This window comes from Streptomyces sp. NRRL WC-3605 (assembly GCF_001509795.1).
In the GTDB taxonomy this organism is placed as follows: domain Bacteria; phylum Actinomycetota; class Actinomycetes; order Streptomycetales; family Streptomycetaceae; genus Streptomyces; species Streptomyces viridochromogenes.
In genome coordinates, this window is sequence record NZ_LLZN01000078.1 from 1 (window position 1) to 18,083 (window position 18,083).

The 18,083-nt window shown below is 71.8% G+C and carries 19 protein-coding genes; 6 read left to right on the forward strand and 13 right to left on the reverse strand.

All coding sequences use genetic code 11. The annotated features are described in order from the left end of the window. Positions 1-43: 43 nt before the first annotated feature. Positions 44-223 carry a hypothetical protein gene (locus ADL34_RS25710; protein ID WP_062670617.1) on the reverse strand — a complete coding sequence of 60 codons (180 nt, stop codon included), beginning with the start codon at positions 221-223 and terminating at the stop codon, positions 44-46. A gap of 95 nt (positions 224-318) precedes the next feature. Here ADL34_RS25710 and ADL34_RS25715 point away from each other — a divergent pair, with 95 nt between their 5' ends. Next, positions 319-1,158: a hypothetical protein gene (locus ADL34_RS25715; RefSeq protein ID WP_062670616.1), complete on the forward strand. Its 840-nt coding sequence runs from the start codon at positions 319-321 to the stop codon at positions 1,156-1,158. A gap of 71 nt (positions 1,159-1,229) precedes the next feature. Continuing rightward, complete coding sequence (locus tag ADL34_RS36440) at positions 1,230-1,406, forward strand: hypothetical protein (protein WP_199835635.1); 177 nt, start codon at positions 1,230-1,232, stop codon at positions 1,404-1,406. A 12-nt stretch (positions 1,407-1,418) separates the two neighbouring features. Here ADL34_RS36440 and ADL34_RS25720 read toward each other — a convergent pair whose 3' ends face one another. Further along, positions 1,419-1,799: a metal-sensitive transcriptional regulator gene (locus ADL34_RS25720; RefSeq protein ID WP_062670615.1), complete on the reverse strand. Its 381-nt coding sequence runs from the start codon at positions 1,797-1,799 to the stop codon at positions 1,419-1,421. Between the two features lie 235 nt (positions 1,800-2,034). Between ADL34_RS25720 and ADL34_RS25725 the strand changes: the two genes are divergently transcribed. Further along, the gene (locus tag ADL34_RS25725; RefSeq protein ID WP_055624809.1) at positions 2,035-2,655 is read left to right on the forward strand and encodes a DUF47 domain-containing protein; all 621 of its coding nucleotides are present in this window, start codon (positions 2,035-2,037) and stop codon (positions 2,653-2,655) included. Between the two features lie 7 nt (positions 2,656-2,662). Beyond that, the gene (locus ADL34_RS25730; protein ID WP_062670614.1) at positions 2,663-3,661 is read left to right on the forward strand and encodes an inorganic phosphate transporter; all 999 of its coding nucleotides are present in this window, start codon (positions 2,663-2,665) and stop codon (positions 3,659-3,661) included. A gap of 123 nt (positions 3,662-3,784) precedes the next feature. Here ADL34_RS25730 and pstB read toward each other — a convergent pair whose 3' ends face one another. The 10 genes from pstB to ADL34_RS25780 form a co-directional block, all read right to left on the reverse strand. Beyond that, positions 3,785-4,561 (reverse strand): phosphate ABC transporter ATP-binding protein PstB, encoded by a 777-nt coding sequence (gene pstB / locus ADL34_RS25735; protein WP_062670629.1) that lies wholly within the window; start codon positions 4,559-4,561, stop codon positions 3,785-3,787. A 55-nt stretch (positions 4,562-4,616) separates the two neighbouring features. Continuing rightward, a complete protein-coding gene (gene pstA / locus ADL34_RS25740) occupies positions 4,617-5,681 on the reverse strand; it encodes a phosphate ABC transporter permease PstA (protein WP_062670613.1) in 1,065 nt (354 codons plus the stop codon). After that, positions 5,678-6,682 carry a phosphate ABC transporter permease subunit PstC gene (gene pstC / locus ADL34_RS25745; protein ID WP_062670612.1) on the reverse strand — a complete coding sequence of 335 codons (1,005 nt, stop codon included), beginning with the start codon at positions 6,680-6,682 and terminating at the stop codon, positions 5,678-5,680. Before pstC ends, pstA begins: the two co-directional genes overlap by 4 nt. Before the next feature lie 133 nt (positions 6,683-6,815). After that, positions 6,816-7,949, reverse strand: a complete 1,134-nt coding sequence (pstS, locus tag ADL34_RS25750) for a phosphate ABC transporter substrate-binding protein PstS (protein ID WP_062670610.1) — start codon at positions 7,947-7,949, stop codon at positions 6,816-6,818. Positions 7,950-8,155: 206 nt separating this feature from the next. Further along, complete coding sequence (locus tag ADL34_RS25755) at positions 8,156-8,578, reverse strand: NUDIX hydrolase (RefSeq protein WP_062670608.1); 423 nt, start codon at positions 8,576-8,578, stop codon at positions 8,156-8,158. Positions 8,579-8,607: 29 nt separating this feature from the next. Next, positions 8,608-9,615, reverse strand: a complete 1,008-nt coding sequence (locus ADL34_RS25760) for a CHAD domain-containing protein (RefSeq protein ID WP_062670606.1) — start codon at positions 9,613-9,615, stop codon at positions 8,608-8,610. Further along, complete coding sequence (locus tag ADL34_RS25765; protein ID WP_420714273.1) at positions 9,596-11,971, reverse strand: RNA degradosome polyphosphate kinase; 2,376 nt, start codon at positions 11,969-11,971, stop codon at positions 9,596-9,598. The genes ADL34_RS25760 and ADL34_RS25765 overlap by 20 nt, the downstream gene beginning before the upstream one ends. A gap of 140 nt (positions 11,972-12,111) precedes the next feature. Beyond that, a complete protein-coding gene (locus ADL34_RS25770; protein WP_062670602.1) occupies positions 12,112-13,107 on the reverse strand; it encodes an ABC transporter in 996 nt (331 codons plus the stop codon). Further along, the gene (locus ADL34_RS25775) at positions 13,104-13,991 is read right to left on the reverse strand and encodes an ABC transporter ATP-binding protein (protein WP_062670600.1); all 888 of its coding nucleotides are present in this window, start codon (positions 13,989-13,991) and stop codon (positions 13,104-13,106) included. Before ADL34_RS25775 ends, ADL34_RS25770 begins: the two co-directional genes overlap by 4 nt. Then, positions 13,988-14,374 carry a GntR family transcriptional regulator gene (locus ADL34_RS25780; protein ID WP_062670598.1) on the reverse strand — a complete coding sequence of 129 codons (387 nt, stop codon included), beginning with the start codon at positions 14,372-14,374 and terminating at the stop codon, positions 13,988-13,990. Before ADL34_RS25780 ends, ADL34_RS25775 begins: the two co-directional genes overlap by 4 nt. 114 nt (positions 14,375-14,488) lie before the next feature. On the opposite strand from ADL34_RS25780, the gene ADL34_RS25785 reads away from it, so the two are divergent. Beyond that, positions 14,489-15,157, forward strand: coding sequence for a hypothetical protein (locus ADL34_RS25785; protein ID WP_159038982.1), 669 nt, complete (start codon positions 14,489-14,491; stop codon positions 15,155-15,157). 7 nt (positions 15,158-15,164) lie between these two features. On the opposite strand, the gene mshD is transcribed toward ADL34_RS25785, so the two are convergent. Beyond that, the gene (gene mshD, locus ADL34_RS25790) at positions 15,165-16,112 is read right to left on the reverse strand and encodes a mycothiol synthase (protein WP_062670594.1); all 948 of its coding nucleotides are present in this window, start codon (positions 16,110-16,112) and stop codon (positions 15,165-15,167) included. 145 nt (positions 16,113-16,257) lie between these two features. Here mshD and ADL34_RS25795 point away from each other — a divergent pair, with 145 nt between their 5' ends. Next, positions 16,258-18,075: a bifunctional metallophosphatase/5'-nucleotidase gene (locus ADL34_RS25795; protein ID WP_062670592.1), complete on the forward strand. Its 1,818-nt coding sequence runs from the start codon at positions 16,258-16,260 to the stop codon at positions 18,073-18,075. The last annotated feature ends 8 nt before the right edge of the window (positions 18,076-18,083 follow it).

The window sequence follows — 18,083 nt, forward strand, 5'->3', positions numbered from 1 at the left end:
CAGGTGTCGCGCGCGCGGGCTGGGTGGGGGCCGGTGGTCGGCCTCAGGCGCCGGACGGGCTCGGGGTGGGGGGCGGCGGGGCGTTGTAGGTGTGGGTCTGGGCGTCCGTGCGGGCCTGGCTTCGGGCTCGGCGGGCCGGGCCGCGCCAGCCGCAGGTGCAGTGGGCCGTGCAGAAGGGGCCCTTCTCCACCGTCGTCGTCCGGTGCTCGTCCTGGTCTGTCATCGCCCCCACGGTACCCAGGCGTGACGGCGATCCCTACCGGTCGTTAACCGGTACGACAAGGAGCCCGTGACGGACGTACCGGGGGTAGGCAGGCGATGGCGGAGAGGCAGCAGCACAGGCGCATGCGGGGAGCCGGCGTCGCGGTGGGGCTCCTGGGTCTCTGCCTCGCCGGCAGCGGGTGCGCGCAGAGCGGGGCCGCCGCCGAGGACGCCCGCGGGGGCGATCCGGTCGACGTGGTGCGCGCGGCCGCCGACGCGCTGGTGGGTGCCCGCAGCTCCCGGGCGCGCACGTCGATGGAGATGGCCACCGGCGGCACCCGGGTCACCATCCGGGGTGAAGGCGTGTACGACTTCGGACGGCAGCTCGGGCGGCTGAAGGTGCGGCTGCCGCAGGACCCGGCGGGGACGGCCGGGCAGCGGCCGATCACCGAGCTGCTGGCGCCCGGCGCGCTGTTCATGAAGAACCGCGGGGCCGGGGTGCCCGCCGACAAATGGGTGCGTGTGGAGACGCGGTCCCTGACCGACGGCAATCTCGTCACCGGCGGCGCCACCGATCCGTTCGCCGCCGCCGAGGTGCTGCGGGGGGCGCGGAGCGCCACGTATGTGGGGCGGGCGGAGGTCTCCGGGACCCGGGTGCGGCACTACCGGGGGACCGCCGATCTGGGGGCCGCGGCCCGGAAGGCGTCCGACGGGAACGCCCGGGCGCTCGCCGCGGCGGCGAAAGGGTTCGCCACGGACCAGGTGCCGTTCGACGTCTACCTGGACGACGACGGGCTGGTCCGGAAGGTCAGGCACCGCTTCAGCTTCGTCAACGGGCAGCACCGCGACGCCGTCGACGTGACCTCCACCACCGCGCTGTACGACTTCGGGGCTCCCGCCCACGTCCGGCTGCCGGACGACGACGACATCTACGCCGGGCAGATCGCCGAGGACTAGCCCTTCCGTGCCATGCGCGGTCCGTATGCCGCTCCCTACTCTAGGAAGTCGGTAACGGCAGAGAAGAGGTGATGCGCGTGGCTCCGGTCGGCGGTACGGCGGTTCAGGACCACGTGGCCCTCGCCGAGATCGAGCTGTGCGGAGAGCTGATCATCGCGGCGTCGGCCGCCCGTGAGGAGCGGCTCAGCCTGGAGAGCATCGACCAGGTGCTGCGGGTCGCGGAGGAGCGGGACGCGCGCGGCCGGTGACCGGGCGGGCGCTCAGGTCCGCAGCAGGCGGCCGATGGCCTTCGTGGCCTCCTCCACCTTCGCGTCGATCTCCGCACCGCCCTTGAGGGCCGCGTCGGCGACGCAGTGGCGGAGGTGCTCCTCCAGCAGTTGCAGCGCGAAGGACTGGAGCGCCTTCGTCGACGCGGAGACCTGCGTGAGTATGTCGATGCAGTAGACGTCCTCGTCGACCATGCGCTGCAGACCGCGGATCTGGCCCTCGATCCGGCGCAGGCGCTTCAGGTGTTCCGTCTTCTGGTGGTGGTAACCGTGGACGCCGCGGTCGTGATCCGTCACGATGTCCGCGCCGGGCGTCGTCTCCAGGGCGTCGTCGGCGGCGGAGGGCGCACCCGCGCCGGCCTCTGTGGTCGTCATCGCGTCCTCCCGACGTAAACCGCTTCTATACCCCTACCGGGTATATCGTACCGAACTTTGCCGGGTAGGGGCGTGATGGCCGCCACCCGTGCGCCCGCCCCACCGGGGCTTACGGACGGCCCCCGTGACGACCACTGTGCCTGATGGGCGACACTGGGAGGCGGCCCATTAGCCGTGGCCGGATGATGCGCCTAGCATCAGCCTGACCGAAACCGATGCATCCTGAGGACCACACGTGCGATTTCGTCTGACCCCCCGGGAGACGAGCTTCTACGACATGTTCGCCGCATCCGCGGACAACATCGTCACGGGCTCGAAGCTCCTGATGGAACTGCTCGGGGCGGACACCGCCGGCCGGGCCGAGATCGCCGAACGGATGCGGGCCGCGGAACACGCGGGTGACGACGCGACGCACGCGATCTTCCACCAGCTGAACTCCTCGTTCATCACGCCGTTCGACCGCGAGGACATCTACTCCCTCGCGTCGTCCCTCGACGACATCATGGACTTCATGGAGGAGGCCGTCGACCTGGTCGTCCTCTACAACGTCGAGGAACTGCCCAAGGGCGTCGACCAGCAGATCGAGGTCCTGGCGCGGGCGGCCGAGCTGACGGCCGAGGCCATGCCGAACCTGCGCACGATGGACAACCTGACCGAGTACTGGATCGAGGTCAACCGCCTCGAGAACCAGGCCGACCAGATACACCGCAAGCTGCTCGCCCACCTCTTCAACGGCAAGTACGACGCGATCGAGGTGCTGAAGCTCAAGCAGATCGTGGACGTGCTGGAAGAGGCGGCGGACGCCTTCGAGCACGTGGCGAACACGGTGGAGACCATCGCCGTCAAGGAGTCCTGACCCCTTCATGGACACCTTCGCTCTGGTCGCGACCATCGGGGTCGCGCTCTTCTTCACGTACACCAACGGCTTCCACGACTCGGCGAACGCGATCGCCACCTCCGTGTCGACGCGTGCGCTGACCCCCCGGGCCGCGCTGGCCATGGCCGCCGTGATGAACCTCGCCGGTGCCTTCCTGGGCTCCGGTGTGGCCAAGACGGTCAGCGAGGGGCTGATCGAGACGCCCCAGGGCTCGACGGGGATGGGCATCCTCTTCGCCGCCCTGATCGGCGCGATCGTCTGGAATCTGATCACCTGGTACTTCGGTCTGCCCTCGTCCTCCTCACACGCCCTCTTCGGCGGCATGGTGGGCGCGGCGCTCGCCGGCGGGACGAAGGTGTACTGGGACGGCGTGGTCGACAAGGTCGTCATCCCGATGTTCGTGTCGCCGGTCATCGGTCTGGTCGTCGGTTACCTGGTGATGACGGGCATCCTGTGGATGTTCCGGCGGTCGAACCCGCACAAGGCCAAGCGGGGCTTCCGTATCGCGCAGACGGTGTCGGCGGCCGGTATGGCGCTCGGGCACGGCCTCCAGGACGCGCAGAAGACGATGGGCATCGTCGTGATGGCACTGGTCATCGCGGACGTCGAGGACTACGGCGACCCGATCCCGGTGTGGGTGAAGATCGCCTGCGCGCTGATGCTGTCCCTCGGCACCTACGCGGGCGGCTGGCGCATCATGCGCACCCTGGGCCGGAAGATCATCGAGCTGGACCCGCCGCAGGGCTTCGCCGCCGAGACCACCGGCGCCTCGATCATGTTCGGCTCGGCGTTCATCTTCCACGCGCCGATCTCCACCACCCATGTGATCACCTCCGCGATCATGGGTGTGGGCGCCACGAAGCGCGTCAACGCCGTGCGCTGGGGCGTGGCCAAGAACATCGTCCTGGGCTGGTTCATCACGATGCCCGCGGCGGCCGTCGTCGCCGCCCTGTCCTTCTGGATCGTGGACCTCGCGTTCCTGTGAGGCGCGCGTCCCCGTGACGCGGTACGCGGAAGGGCCCGCCCCCGGTTCCTGGGGGCGGGCCCTTCCCGTGCCTCGCGGTGGCACCGCCATGCAGCACCGCGAGGGGTCCGGCGGGCGGCCCGGTCAGCCGAAGCGGCCCGAGATGTAGTCCTCGGTGGCCTGGACGGACGGGTTGGAGAAGATCCGCTCGGTGTCGTCGAGCTCGATCAGCTTGCCGGGCTTGCCGACGGCCGCCAGGTTGAAGAACGCCGTGCGGTCGGAGACCCGCGCCGCCTGCTGCATGTTGTGGGTCACGATGACGATCGTGAACCGTTCCTTCAGCTCCCCGATCAGGTCCTCGATGGCGAGGGTGGAGATCGGGTCGAGCGCCGAGCAGGGCTCGTCCATCAGCAGGACGTCCGGCTCGACCGCGATGGCGCGGGCGATGCACAGGCGCTGCTGCTGCCCGCCGGACAGGCCCGAGCCCGGCTTGGCCAGCCGGTCCTTGACCTCGTTCCACAGGTTCGCGCCCCGCAGGGACTTCTCGACGATGTCGTCCAGCTCGGACTTCTTGTACGAGCCGTTGAGCTTCAGGCCCGCCGCCACGTTGTCGTACACCGACATGGTGGGGAACGGGTTGGGCCGCTGGAAGACCATGCCGACCTCGCGGCGCACGGCGACCGGGTCGATGCCGGCCCCGTACAGGTTCTCGTCGTCCAGGAGGACCTTGCCCTCGACGCGGCCGCCCGGGGTGACCTCGTGCATCCGGTTGAGGGTGCGCAGGAAGGTGGACTTGCCGCAGCCGGACGGGCCGATGAAGGCCGTCACGGAGCGGGGCTCGACGGTCATCGAGATGTCCTCGACCGCGAGGAAGGAGCCGTAGTAGGCGTTGAGGCCGCTGACATCGATGCGCTTGGCCATGTCGATCACTGCTTCTTTCGAATCCGAGTCGCTGACTGGTTCCACGGGGGTCGCGTCAGCGACCGGCCTTGGGGGCCTTCCAGCGGGCGATGCCGCGGGCCACCAGGTTGAGGATCATGATGAAGGCGATGAGCACCAGGGCACCCGCCCAGGCGCGGTCGTAGGCGGCGCCCGAGCCGCCGCTGTTCGCGTACTGGAGGTAGATGTACACGGGCAGGGAGGCCTGCGGGTCCTGGAAGGGGTTGGCGTTGATGAAGTTCGTCACCCACACCAGGAGCAGCAGCGGGGCGGTCTCGCCGGTGATGCGCGCGACGGCGAGCATCACGCCCGTGGTGATCCCGCCGACGGAGGTCGGCAGCACCACCTTGAGGATGGTCCGCCACTTCGGCACGCCGAGGGCGAGCGACGCCTCGCGCAGCTCGTTCGGGACGAGCTTGAGCATCTCCTCGGTGGAGCGGACGACGACCGGCAGCATCAGGATGGCGAGCGCCATGGAGCCGGCGAAGCCGGAGTAGCCCATGCCGAGGATGACGATCCACAGGCTGAGGACGAACAGGCCGGCGACGATCGACGGGATGCCCGTCATGACGTCGACGAAGAACGTGATCGCCTTGGCGAGCCTGCCGCGTCCGTACTCGACCAGGTAGATCGCGGTGAGCACGCCGATCGGCACGGCGATGGCGGTGGCGATGCCGACCTGCTCCAGGGTGCCGAGGAGGGCGTGGTAGATGCCGCCGCCGGTCTCGGTGTCGGCGACCACGCCCATCGAGTGGGTGAGGAAGTAGCCGTCCAGGACCTTCACCCCGCGCCGGACCGTCTCGTAGACGAGGGAGGCCAGCGGGATGACGGCGAGCAGGAACGCGACCCAGATCAGGCTGGTGACGACGCGGTCCTTGGCCTGCCGGCGCCCTTCGACCCGCGCGGAGATCCCGTACGAGCCGGCGACGAACAGCAGTGCGGCGATCAGCGCCCACTGGATGCTGCTGTCCAGTCCGGCGGCCGCGCTGATGCCGAGGCCCAGGGCGACCGATCCGGCGGCGACCGCCCAGGAGAACCACTTCGGCAGGGTGGCGCCCTTCAGGCTGCCCGGCCGCTTGGCGGAAACGGATGCGTGGCTCATGCGTTGGCCCCCGAGAACTCCTTGCGCCGCTCGATGATGAGGCGGGCGGTGCCGTTGACCAGCAGGGTGATGACGAACAGCACCAGACCGGAGGCGATCAGCGCGTCCCGGCCGTCCGTGGTGGCCTCGTTGAACTTGCTGGCGATGTTCTGGGCGAAGGTGCCGCCGCCCGGGTCGAGCAGGCTGGCCTCGATGTCGAAGGTCGGCGACAGGACCATCGCGACGGCCATCGTCTCGCCGAGCGCGCGGCCGAGGCCCAGCATCGAGGCGGAGATGACGCCGGAGCGCCCGTAGGGCAGGACGGCCATCCGCACGACCTCCCAGCGGGTGGCGCCGAGGGCCAGGGCGGCCTCCTCGTGCGTCCGCGGGACCTGCCGGAAGATCTCCCGGCTGACGTTGGTGATGATCGGCAGGATCATGATGGCGAGCAGGATGCCGACGGTGAACAGTGCGCGCGGGGCGCCGCCGTTCCACTCGAAGACGCCGGTCCAGCCGAGGTAGTCGTCCAGCCAGGCGTACAGGCCACCGAGGTGCGGCACCAGGACGAGGGCGCCCCACAGGCCGTAGACGATCGACGGGACCGCGGCGAGCAGGTCGATCACGTACGCGATGGGGCCGCGGAGGCGGCGCGGGGCGTAGTGCGTGAGGAACAGCGCGATGCCGACGGAGACCGGGACGGCGATCGCCAGCGCGATGACCGACGACACGACCGTGCCGAAGGCGAGCACCGCGATGCCGAAGGCGGGCGGGTCGCCGGTGGGGTTCCACTCGAAGGTGGTGAAGAAGTTGGCCTCGTCCTTGCCGATCGCGCTCGCGGCCCGGAGGCTCAGGAAGACGGCGATGGCGGCCATGAGCACCAGCAGGAAGATGCCGGAGCCGCGGGAGAGGGCGAGGAAGATCCGGTCGCCGGGGCGGGTGGCGCCGCGGGCGCTGCTCCCGCGCCGGGCCGGGGCCGGGAGGGGGGTGGGCGGAGCTGTGTCGTTCTTGACTGATATGTCCATAAGAGGTCTCCGGTCTGCGGAGCCGCCTTCGCGGGGCGGCTCACGGCGGAGCGCTCCCGGCGGCGGGGCGCTCCTGGCGGCGGTGCACCGGATGTGCGGCCGGACCCGGCGGGGGGTCCGGCCGCGGCTCAGGTCAGCTCAGGCTCGAGACCGTGGAGCGGACCTTGGTGATGATCTCGGCCGGGACGGGGGCGTAGCCGGCGTCGGCCAGCAGGCCCTGGCCGTCCTCGGAGGCGATGTAGGAGAGGAAGGACTTCACGGCGGGCAGGGACTCCGCCTTGTTGCCCTTGTCGCAGACGATCTCGTACGTGACGAGGGTGATCGGGTAGGCGCCCTCGGCGGACGGCGTGTAGTTCAGCTCCAGCGCCAGGTCCTTGCCGGTGCCGACGACCTTGGCCTCGGAGATGGACTTGGTGGCGTTCTCGGTGGTCGCCTCGACCGGCTGTGCGGCACCCGTCTTGATCTTGACGGACTTCATGCCGTCCTTGACGTAGGACAGCTCCATGTAGGAGATCGCGCCCGAGGTCTGGCTCACCTGCTGCGCCACGCCGGAGGAGCCGGACGCGGACTGGCCGCCCTTGGCCTCCCAGGACTTGCCGTGCTCGTACTTCCAGTCGTCGGGCGCGGCGGCGGACAGGTACTTCGTGAAGTTGTCCGTGGTGCCGGACTCGTCCGAGCGGTGGAACGCCTGGATCTTCAGGTCGGGCAGCTTCGCGTCGGGGTTGAGCGCCGCGATGGCCTTGTCGTTCCAGTTGGTGATCTTGCTGTCGAAGATCTTGGCGAGGGTCGGCGCGTCCAGGACGAGGCTGTCGACGCCCGGCACGTTGTAGCCGACGCCGATCGGGCCGACGACCATCGGCAGGTCGATGGCCTGGCCGCCGTCGGCGCAGGCGGTCTTCTTGGACTCGGCGATCTCCTCCGCGTCCAGGGCCGAGTCGGAGCCTGCGAACGCGGTCTGGCCCTGGAGGAAGGCGGTGACACCGGCACCCGAGCCGGTCGGGTTGTAGTTGAGCTGCACGCCCTTGCAGGCGGTCGTGTACTGCCTGACCCACGCGTCGATCGCGTTCTTCTGCGCGGACGAGCCGGACGCCTGGAGCTGGCCCTTGGCGTCGCCGCAGTCGATGGCGCCGGCCTTGGCCGTCGCCGCCGAGTCGCCGCCGCCCGCGTTGCCGGTGTCGTCGGAGCCGCACGCCGTGAGGGCCAGGGCGCCGGAGACGGCGATCGCGCCGAGTGCGAGAGTCCGCCGGGTCTTGCGCTGAAGCTTCACTGTGAGGGATTTCCTTCCGGGAGCCGCCGTCCTGAATTCGGCGGCGTGCGAAGAGTGGTGCGATGAGGACACGTCCCCCGGGGCGCGGTCTCTCATCGTGCACGGCCGAAATTAGACAGAACAGGTGAAGGCACCGAAGGGCGAGCGTGAACGGGGGGTGAACCCCTGAGGACGGCGCGGTGCGGCCGCGCGCCCCCGCGCCCCGTCTACGCCCGGTGCAGCGAGGCCAGCAGCGCGTCGACGAGCATGCGGTCCCTCGGCTGGGTCAGCCGGTCCCGGGCCTGCTCGGGAGGCAGCCACAGCACCTGGTCCACCTCGGAGTTCGGCGTGAAGGTGCCGGTGCCCGCCTCGGCGGCCCAGTAGCGCACCTCCTTGGGGCGGCCGTCCACGAGATAGCGGACGGTCGGCAGCGCATCCCCCGGCCGGGCCGTGTGCCCGGTCTCCTCGGCGACCTCGCGCAGCGCGCCGGCGAGCGGGTCCTCGTCGCGCTTCAGCTTGCCCTTGGGGTGCGACCAGTCGTCGTACCTGGGCCGGTGGACCAGGCAGATCTCCAGGCCGCCCCCGTCCGGCGAGCGGCGCCACAGGACGCAGCCCGCGGCGTGCACCGTACGGTCGTCCGCGTCTGTCACCGGATGCTCCTCCTCGGGGCGGGTGTGGGTCAGGACGTGCCGACGGTCTGCTTCCCCCACGACCGCTGGAACGCGTACCGGGCCGCCTCCACCTCGTGCCGCTGGTCGGCGTGCAGGACACCGAGGGCGTAGGCCGTCGCGGGCGCGATCCGGGGGGTGCGGGCCGCCTGGGCGGCGGCGGTCGCCGCCTCGGAGGCGTCCCGGTGCCGGTCCAGGGCCTGCCCGGCCGCCGTCAGCCGTACGTCCGTGAGGTCGTCGCCGTGCAGGACCTCGCGGGCGTAGCGGTGCAGGCGCAGCAGCAGCCGGACCTGGTGCCAGGGGGCGTCCTGCGGGTGCGGGGACGGGTCCGGGGACAGGCCGTGGACCAGCGCCTCCGCGTTGTAGGGGTGTCCGGCCCGCACCAGCGGCAGCGCGGTCACCGCGGCGGCGAGCCGCTCCTCGGCGGCGGCCGCCAGGGGACGCAGGTCGGCGCCGGCCGCCGCCGGGGTGAGCGGGACCTCGCCGGCCAGCAGGGCGACGGTGTCGGCCACCGCGTGGAAGCGGCCGCCGGCGAGGGCCCGGAGGGCGGCGGAGTGGGCACGGGTCCGGGCCAGCGTGAGCTGCCGTTCCAGCAGGGCGCCCGCCTTGGCCGCGCCCACGGCCACCTTGCCGCGCTCCGAGGCCGGTCCTCCCAGGCCCGGCGCCTGCGCCGGGAGGACCGGGGTGCCCGACAGCCGGTGCAGGGCCAGCAGCAGGCGTTCCAGCCGGGCCGCGTACGCCTGCTCCTGGGCCAGGGTGCCCGACACCCAGGCCAGCTCGGGCCGGACGGACTCCGCCCAGCCGGCGTCCAGCAGCGGGCGGAACGTGTGCAGGCTGCCGCTGATCCGGCGGGCCGAGCGCCGCAGCGCCCGGACCGCGCCGTCGAGGTCCGCGCCCGGGCCGCCCTCCCGGTGCAGCCGCAGGGCCCGGAGGAACTCCGTGGCCTGGGCGCGCAGATGCTCCGCGAGGGCCTCCCCGGTCACGGCGCCGGGCGTGGGATCAGGGTGTCGCTGTGCCACGCCGGCGCCTCCGGGCGTCTATGAGCATCTCCTGGACGTTGCGCAGGGGCTGGCCCTCCGTGTCCGTCGCGTGCCGGGTCCACTCGCCGTCCGGGCCGAGGTGCCAGGACGCGGTGGTGTCGGACATCCCGGTCTCCAGGAGCCGGTTCAGCGCCGCGCGGTGGGCCGGGTCGGTGACCCTCACCAGGGCTTCGATACGGCGGTCGAGGTTGCGGTGCATCATGTCGGCGCTGCCGATCCACACCTCGGGCTCCCCGCCGTTGCCGAAGGCGAAGACCCGGGAGTGCTCCAGGAAGCGGCCGAGGACCGAGCGGACGCGGACGTTCTCCGACAGGCCGGTCACGCCAGGGCGGACAGCGCAGATCCCGCGCACCCAGATGTCGACCGGCACGCCCGCCTGGGACGCGCTGTAGCAGGCGTCGATCAGGGCCTCGTCGACGATCGAGTTGACCTTGATGCGGACGTAGGCGGGACGTCCGGCACGGTGGTGCTGGACCTCCTTGTTGATCCGGGCGATCAGGCCGTCCCGCAGCGACTTGGGGGCGACCAGCAGACGCCGGTAGGTCTCGCGGCGCGAGTAGCCCGACAGCCGGTTGAACAGGTCGGACAGGTCCGCGCCGACCTGCGGGTCGGCGGTGAGCAGGCCCAGGTCCTCGTAGAGCCGGGCCGTCTTCGGGTGGTAGTTGCCGGTGCCGACGTGGCTGTAGCGCCGGAGCGTCTCGCCCTCCTGACGGACCACCAGCGACAGCTTGCAGTGGGTCTTCAGGCCCACCAGGCCGTACACGACGTGGCAGCCGGCCTCCTCCAGCTTGCGCGCCCACTTGATGTTGGCGTGCTCGTCGAAGCGCGCCTTGATCTCGACCAGCACCAGGACCTGCTTGCCGGCCTCGGCCGCGTCGATGAGCGCGTTGACGATGGGGGAGTCGCCGGAGGTCCGGTACAGGGTCTGCTTGATCGCGAGGACGTCCGGGTCGTCCGCCGCCTGCTCCAGGAACGCCTGCACGGAGGTGGAGAAGGAGTCGTACGGGTGGTGCAGCAGGACGTCCCGGCTGCGCAGCGCGGCGAAGATGTCCGGCGCGGACGCCGACTCCACCTCGGCGAGGTCGCGGTGGGTGCCGGCGATGAACTTCTGGTACTTCAGCTCGGGCCGGTCGATGGAGGCGATCCGGAAGAGGCCGGTGAGGTCCAGGGGGCCGGTGAGCGGGTACACCTCGGCCTCGCTGATCTTCAGCTCGCGCACCAGCAGGTCCAGGACCTCCTGGTTGATGTTCTCCTCGACCTCCAGGCGCACCGGCGGACCGAAGCGGCGCCGCATGAGCTCCTTCTCCAGGGCCTGCAGGAGGTTCTCGGCGTCGTCCTCCTCGACCTCCAGGTCCTCGTTTCGGGTGACCCGGAACGCGTGGTGCTCCAGCACCTCCATGCCCGGGAACAGCTCCTCCAGATGCGCGGCGATGACGTCCTCCAGCGGGACGTACCGGCCGGGGGAGGCCTCCAGGAAGCGGGACAGCAGCGGGGGCACCTTGACGCGGGCGAAGTGCGGGGTGCCGGTGACGGGGTTGCGGACCCGCACGGCCAGGTTCAGGGAGAGCCCGGAGATGTACGGGAAGGGGTGCGCCGGGTCGACCGCCAGCGGGGTCAGCACCGGGAAGATCTGGTGCCGGAACAGGGTGAACAGGCGGGCCTGCTCCTTCTCCGTGAGCTCGTTCCAGCGGACCAGGTGGATGCCCTCCTCCGCCAGGGCGGGGGCGACGTCCTCGTGGTAGCAGGCGGCGTGCCGGGCCATGAGCTCGCGGGAGCGGGCCCAGATCATCTCCAGCACCTCGCGCGGCTGGAGCCCGGACGCGGAGCGGGTGGCCACGCCGGTGGCTATGCGGCGCTTCAGACCGGCCACCCGGACCATGAAGAACTCGTCCAGGTTGCTGGCGAAGATGGCCAGGAAGTTGGCCCGCTCCAGCAGCGGCGTGGCCGGGTCCTCGGCGAGTTCGAGCACCCGCTCGTTGAACGCCAGCCAGCTGCGCTCCCGGTCGAGGAAGCGGCCCTGGGGCAGCTGGACGCCCTCGACCTCGTCGACGTCGTAGGCGTCGAGATCGGCGTCGATGTCGGGTTCCAGGTCGGAGACGACCGCCGATGTGACGGTGTGCGGACGGTGCGCCGCGATGGAGCCCACGGAGGGCTGCGCGGGCTGGACCTGTGCCTGGGCGTTCGAGGACTGGCTCATACCCTCATTCTTCCGCGCATCGAGGCGTACAGGCGCGTCGGAACGGGCGGGCGGGAGCGTCGCCGGGAGGCGTCGTACGTCCCCGTTCCCCGCGCGCGCGTGCGGAGGCGGCGCGGGCTCTGGCACGGCGGGAGTCATTGCCCGAGCGTCGCAAGGCTTCCTTAACCGCTGGTTACCAGGACATGGCGTGCGGTGAAGCGGGACGCGGCCCGCGCGCGTCCGCACGTCCCTCCCCCCGTGGAGAGACGTGCGGACACGCGCGATGCGGCCCGCTCCCGTCATACGGCTCGCGCGGTGCGGCGGTTCAGCAGACGGAAGGAGACCAGGACCGCGAGGGCGGCCAGGGCCAGCACGATGCCCGTCTCGACCAGTTGCAGGGGCCAGAAGTGCGAGGCCGGGTGGAAGTCGCGGTAGTAGCCCACGATGTCGTGTTCGGCCAGGCAGCGGGCGTCGTCCACGCAGATCGGGTCGCTGACGCGGGCGCCGGTGGAGGTGAGGGCGCCGTCGTCGACGACCATGCCGGTCCACTCGGGGTACTCGTCGCCGGTCAGCGTCCGGACCGGCCACAGGTGCGGGCGCAGATCGCCGACGACGATCATCAGGGCGCCGAGGGCGAGGACGGCGGTGCCGAGCGCGGGCAGGGCGCGGCGCGCGAGCAGGCCCGCGAGGGCGCCGACGGCCAGGCCCAGCAGGGCGTACGCGGTGGCGAGGGTGCCGTTGGCCTCGTAGGCCGGGCTCTGGTGCCAGTCCGCCGCGCCGATCGTGGTGCGCAGCGAGCTGTCGGAGGTCCACACCAGGCGGTGCAGCAGGGTGAGGACGGCCATGCCCGCCACCAGCAGCGCGGCGGGGACGGCGAGCTTGGCGGCGAGCCAGCGGGCCGGGGAGACCGACTGCGTCCAGGCCAGCCGGGCCGTGCCGCTCTCCAGTTCCCGCCCGACGAGCGCGGCGCCGGCCCAGGCGGCGGCGAGGAAGGGGACGAGCCCGATGAGTCCGCCGGCCAGCGCCGTGGCGCTCTGGTAGCGCTCCGCGGCCGGGCCCCCCATGTCGCAGCCGAGGCTCGGCCGCCCGTCGAGGCAGCCACGGGACCGGTACTCGGCCCAGGCGGCGTCCGCGCCGGGACCGTACGCCCACAGCAGGACGCCGGCGCCGACGGCCATCAGCATCACCCAGAACCACAGGGCCGAGCGGTGCACCCGCAGCGTCGCCCAGAGCAGGCCGCGCGGTCCCCGGCGCCGGTCGGCGGCGGCCGTGGTCTCCAGGGTCACAGCGGTCATACGGCGGCCTCCTGGACGTCGTCGAGGCGCAGGACAGGCGCCTGCGGGGCACGGAGGTGGGCGAGGACCAGCTCCTCCAGGGTGGGGACGGTCTCCTGCCACGCGGGGTCGCGGGGACCCTCGGGCCGGATCAGGGCGGTGAGGCCGCGGCCGGTGGTGCGCGCCTCGACCACCGTGTGCGGATCGAGGGAGGCGTCGGCGCGGCCGGTGACCAGGCGATGCGCGGCCAGCAGGTCGTCCAGCGGACCCGCCAGGCGCACCCGCCCGGCGCCGAGCAGCAGGAGGTGGTCGCAGGAGCCCTCCAGCTCGGCGACGACGTGCGAGGACATCACGACCGTGGTGCCGTGCTCGGCCGCGTCGGCCATGAGTGTCCCCGTCAGCTGGTGCCGGGCGAGCGGGTCGAGGTCGGCCATCGGCTCGTCCAGGAGGAGCAGTTCGGGCCGCTTGCCGAGGGCGAGGGCGAGCGCCACGCGGGTGCGCTGGCCGCCGGACAGGGTGCGGATCTTCCCTTCCGGGTCCAGGTCGCCCTCGGCGACGGTCCGCTCGGCCACCTTGTCGTCCCAGCGTCCGGGGTTCAGCTCACGGCCCCAGCGCAGCGTCTCGGCGACGGTCAGCTGGGGGTACAGGGGCTTGTCCTGGGCGACGTACCCGACCCGGGCGCGGACCTCGGCGGGGGACCGGCCGAGGACGGTGAGCGCGCCGGCGGTGGGCCGGGTCAGTCCGGCGGCCAGGGACAACAGGGTCGACTTGCCGGCGCCGTTCGGGCCGACGACGGCGCACACGCCGCCCGCCGGTATCCGGAACGCGCAGCCGTCCAGCGCCGGCTTTCCCCGCCGCCCGAACCGCATGCCCAGCCCGGCCGCCTCGATGGCGGTCTCGGTCATGACGGGTCCCCCTTGAAGTGTGTGTCCAGTACGGAAGTGAAGAGCGCGTCCACGTCGTCGCGGTCCAGCCCGGCCTCGCGGGCCCGGACGGCCCAGGCGTCCAGCTCGGCGCGCAGCGGTGAGTCCGCCGGCGCGGTGTTCAGCCCCCGCCGCACGAAGGTGCCGAGCCCCCGCCGCGCCTCGACCAGCCCCTCGCGCTCCAGTTCGCGGTACGCCTTGAGGACGGTGTTCGGATTGATGGCGGTCGCCTCGACGACCTCCCGGGCGGTGGGCAGCTTGTCCCCGGGCTCCAGCAGCCCGAGCCGCAGGGCCTGTTTGGTCTGCTGCACGATCTGCACGTAGGTGGCGACGCCGGAGCGCCGGTCGATGCGGTACTCGATCATCGCGTTCCACCACCCTTTCACTAATTGAGTAGTGAAAGGGTGGTGCAAGGGGGCTCGTGGTGTCAAGCCGGACCGGTACGGTGACCGGACTCGACGGCATGGGGGGAGGGGCGCGTGGACCGGTCCGCAGCACGTGTGGTCGCCGTCGACGTCGGTTCCGTCCGCACCGGTTCCTTCGCCTGGGCGGCCGTCGACGTGCCGGGGCACAGGCTCACCGCGCACGGCGACGATCCCGCGGGCGCGGTGGAGGCGCTCGCCGCGGCCCTGGCGGACGGGAGCGACGCGGTGCTGGCGCTGGAGGCGCCGATGTCCGTGCCCGTGCCCGAGGACGGGAGGCTGCTGGGGAAGAGCCGCGCCGGGGAGGGGAACCGGGCCTGGTCGGCGAGCGCGGGGGCCGGGGCGCTGGCGACCGGGCTGGCGCAGGGGGCGTGGCTGCTGGCGGAACTCGCCCGCGCGCTGCCAGCACTAGCGGCCACCACTCAGGTACCGCGCTGGCGCGGCACGGCGGACGGCGGCGCCCCGCTGCTGCTCGTGGAGGCGTTCGTGTCGGGGAAGGGCAAGCCGGTGCCCACGGCGCTGGGTCCGCACGCCGCCGACGCCGAGGCGGCCGCCCGCGCGGTGGCCCGGCGGCTGACCGGCGAGGGTGGCGGCACCGACGTGACCTGTGCGCCGCAGCGCGCCCTCAACCTGCTCGCCGCACAGGCCCGCTGGGCCGGGCTGACCGTCGGGGGCGACGAGCACACGCTCGACGTCCTCGTGGTCCGCGCCCGGCCTGGCGGGTGAGGACGGCTCAGGTCTCCGTGCGGTACATCAGGTCCGTCTCGTACGTCGTGAACCCGAGCCGCTCGTAGACGGACACCGCCGCCTTGTTGTCCGCGTCGACGTACAGCATCGCCGTCGGCATGCCCTGCGCGGCCAGATGGCGCAGCCCGACCGTCGTCAGGGCCTTGCCGAGGCCCCCGCCCTGGGCGCCCGGGCGCACCCCGACGACGTACACCTCGCCGAGCCGCTCCTCCGCGTGCACCTTCGTCCAGTGGAAGCCGACCAGTTCGCCGCCGCGCTCGGCCAGGAAGAAGCCCGCCGGGTCGAACCACGGCTCGCCCATGCGGTCGTCGAGGTCGCGCTGGGTGAGCGAGCCCTGCTCGGGGTGGTGGGCGAAGGCGGCGGCGTTCACCGCCAGCCAGGCCGCGTCGTCCTGGCCGGGCACGAACGTGCGGATCGTGACGCCCTCCGGGAGCGCCGGCTCCGGCAGCTCCAGGCCGGTCAACGGCATCCGCATCTGACGTAGTTCGCGGAACAGGGTCAGCCCCAGCACCTGGGCGAGATGCCGGGCCGCGGAGTGGCCGCCGTGCGCCCACACCCGCAGCCGCTTGCCGGAGGCGGCCAGCAGGGCGGCACCGAGGGCGCGCCCGTGGCCGTGGCCCCGGTGCGAGGGGTGCACGACCAGCTCGGCGGCCGGTGCCTCGACCGGGTCGGTGTCCTCCAGCTGGGCGTACCCGACGAGTTGGCCGCCCGCGGTCAGCAGCAGGTGCGAGACGCCCTCGCGGCCACCGCCGTCACCGGCCGACACGCCGTGGCGCAGCTGGAGCCGGCCCTGTTCGGACACCGCCTGCTGGCCGTCGACCCGGGCGGCCTCCGCGAGCAGTTCGAGGACGGCCTCGGTCTGCTCCGGGGACAGGACGGAGTAGGTCTCGACGGAACGGGACGGGACGGATCGGGCGATGTCGTCGCTGGTCATGCGTACGAGGGTAAGGGGCGCCCCGGTCAAAGTCGCGGCACAGAAGCAACCAAGGTGTAACCCGGAACCCCCTGTCGCGCTACGCGCGTTGACTCTAGGCTGCGGCCCGACGGGCCCATGCCACTCACGACCCACAGGGGGGCGGATGTCAGCCACATCCCACCAGCAGCACCGCAGACGCCGTACATACGCACTGGTCGCGACGGCCGCCGGGCTCGCCACCGTCGGCGCGCTCGCCGCGGCGCTCCCCGCGACCGCCTCGCCGGCCGGCTCCGGCAAGGGCGGCCACGGGCACGGCCACCACACCGGCCGCTACCAGGACGTGCAGCTGCTGTCCTTCAACGACCTGCACGGCAACCTGGAGCCGCCGTCCGGCTCCTCCGGCCGGGTCACCGAACTCCAGGCCGACGGCACGACGAAGACCATCGACGCGGGCGGCGTGGAGTACCTGGCCACTCACCTGCGCCAGGCGCGCGCGGGCAAGAAGTACTCCGTCACCGCGGCCGGCGGCGACATGGTCGGCGCCTCGCCGCTGATCTCGGGCCTGTTCCACGACGAGCCCACCATCGAGGCGCTGAACAAGCTCGAACTGGACGTCACCTCCGTCGGCAACCACGAGTTCGACGAGGGCTCCAAGGAGCTGGCCCGCCTGCAGAACGGCGGCTGCCACCCCACCGAAGGCTGCTACACGGACAAGGAGTTCAAGGGCGCCGACTTCCCCTACCTCGCCGCGAACGTCCTGAACGAGAAGAGCGGCAAGCCGATCCTCAAGCCGTACTGGGTCTGGAAGAAGAAGGACGTCAAGATCGGCTTCATCGGGGTGACCCTGGAGGGCACCCCGGGCGTCGTCTCCGCCGAGGGCGTCAAGGGCCTCACGTTCAAGGACGAGGTCGAGACGATCAACAAGTACGCCAAGGAGCTGCGGCGCCAGGGCGTGAAGTCGATCGTGGCCCTCATCCACGAGGGCGGCTTCCCGGCCTCCACCTCGTACAACTACGACTGTGACTCCGGGAGCGCCGGCTCCGGCGTCTCCGGCCCGATCGTGGACATCGCCAAGAACGTGTCGCCGTCGGTGGACGCGCTGGTCACCGGCCACACGCACAACGCGTACGTGTGCACGATCCCCGACCCGTCGGGCAAGCCCCGCATGGTCACCTCGGCCTCGTCCTTCGGCCGTCTCTACACGGACACCACGCTGACGTACGACCGCCGCACCGGCGACATCGCCCGTACGTCCGTGAAGTCCGCGAACCACGTGGTCAGCCGGGACGTCGCCAAGGCGCCCGACATGACCGCGCTCATCTCGAAGTGGAACACCCTCGCGGCGCCCATCGGCAACCGCCCGATCGGCTACATCTCCGCCGACGTCGTCACCGCGGGCACCGAGTCCCCGCTCGGCGACCTGATCGCCGACGCCCAGCTCGCGTACGGCAAGGAGCTGGACCCGGAGACGGACCTGGCGCTGATGAACCCCGGCGGCATCCGGGCGCCCCTGACCTACGCGGCCAAGGGCGACGAGGGCGACGGCGTGGTCACCTACGCCGAGGGCTTCACGGTGCAGCCGTTCTCCAACACGGTGAACCTGCAGGACCTCACCGGCGCGCAGCTCATCCAGGTGCTCAAGGAGCAGGTCAGCGGCACCAACGCGGCCTCGCCGAAGATCCTTCAGATCTCCGCGGGCCTCACCTACACGCTGGACCTGACCAAGTCGGGTGCGGACCGTGTGGTGACGGACTCGATCAAGCTGAACGGCGCCGCCATCGACCCGGCCGCCACCTACCGCGTCGCGATGAACAACTTCCTCGCGGGCGGCGGCGACGGCTTCGCCACCCTCGGCCAGGGCACGAACCCGCTCGTCGGCACGGACGACCTGACGGTGCTGCAGAAGTACCTGACGGCCAACTCCACGCCCACGAGCCCGATCGCTCCCCCGGCGGCCGACCGCATCACCGTCGTCCAGTAGGACGTCAC

What these genes read in the sequence shown, in the direction of transcription:
- ADL34_RS25720 (WP_062670615.1), bottom strand. Translation starts at nt 1,799, where the DNA reads ATGACGACCACAGAGGCCGGCGCGGGTGCGCCCTCCGCCGCCGACGAC.
- pstA (WP_062670613.1), bottom strand. Translation starts at nt 5,681, where the DNA reads ATGAGCCACGCATCCGTTTCCGCCAAGCGGCCGGGCAGCCTGAAGGGC.
- ADL34_RS25780 (WP_062670598.1), bottom strand. Translation starts at nt 14,374, where the DNA reads ATGATCGAGTACCGCATCGACCGGCGCTCCGGCGTCGCCACCTACGTG.
- ADL34_RS25765 (WP_420714273.1), bottom strand. Translation starts at nt 11,971, where the DNA reads ATGACTCCCGCCGTGCCAGAGCCCGCGCCGCCTCCGCACGCGCGCGCG.
- ADL34_RS25715 (WP_062670616.1), top strand. Translation starts at nt 319, where the DNA reads ATGGCGGAGAGGCAGCAGCACAGGCGCATGCGGGGAGCCGGCGTCGCG.
- pstC (WP_062670612.1), bottom strand. Translation starts at nt 6,682, where the DNA reads ATGGACATATCAGTCAAGAACGACACAGCTCCGCCCACCCCCCTCCCG.
- ADL34_RS36440 (WP_199835635.1), top strand. Translation starts at nt 1,230, where the DNA reads ATGCGCGTGGCTCCGGTCGGCGGTACGGCGGTTCAGGACCACGTGGCC.
- ADL34_RS25775 (WP_062670600.1), bottom strand. Translation starts at nt 13,991, where the DNA reads ATGACCGAGACCGCCATCGAGGCGGCCGGGCTGGGCATGCGGTTCGGG.
- ADL34_RS25795 (WP_062670592.1), top strand. Translation starts at nt 16,258, where the DNA reads ATGTCAGCCACATCCCACCAGCAGCACCGCAGACGCCGTACATACGCA.
- ADL34_RS25710 (WP_062670617.1), bottom strand. Translation starts at nt 223, where the DNA reads ATGACAGACCAGGACGAGCACCGGACGACGACGGTGGAGAAGGGCCCC.
- mshD (WP_062670594.1), bottom strand. Translation starts at nt 16,112, where the DNA reads ATGACCAGCGACGACATCGCCCGATCCGTCCCGTCCCGTTCCGTCGAG.
- ADL34_RS25770 (WP_062670602.1), bottom strand. Translation starts at nt 13,107, where the DNA reads ATGACCGCTGTGACCCTGGAGACCACGGCCGCCGCCGACCGGCGCCGG.
- ADL34_RS25730 (WP_062670614.1), top strand. Translation starts at nt 2,663, where the DNA reads ATGGACACCTTCGCTCTGGTCGCGACCATCGGGGTCGCGCTCTTCTTC.
- pstB (WP_062670629.1), bottom strand. Translation starts at nt 4,561, where the DNA reads ATGGCCAAGCGCATCGATGTCAGCGGCCTCAACGCCTACTACGGCTCC.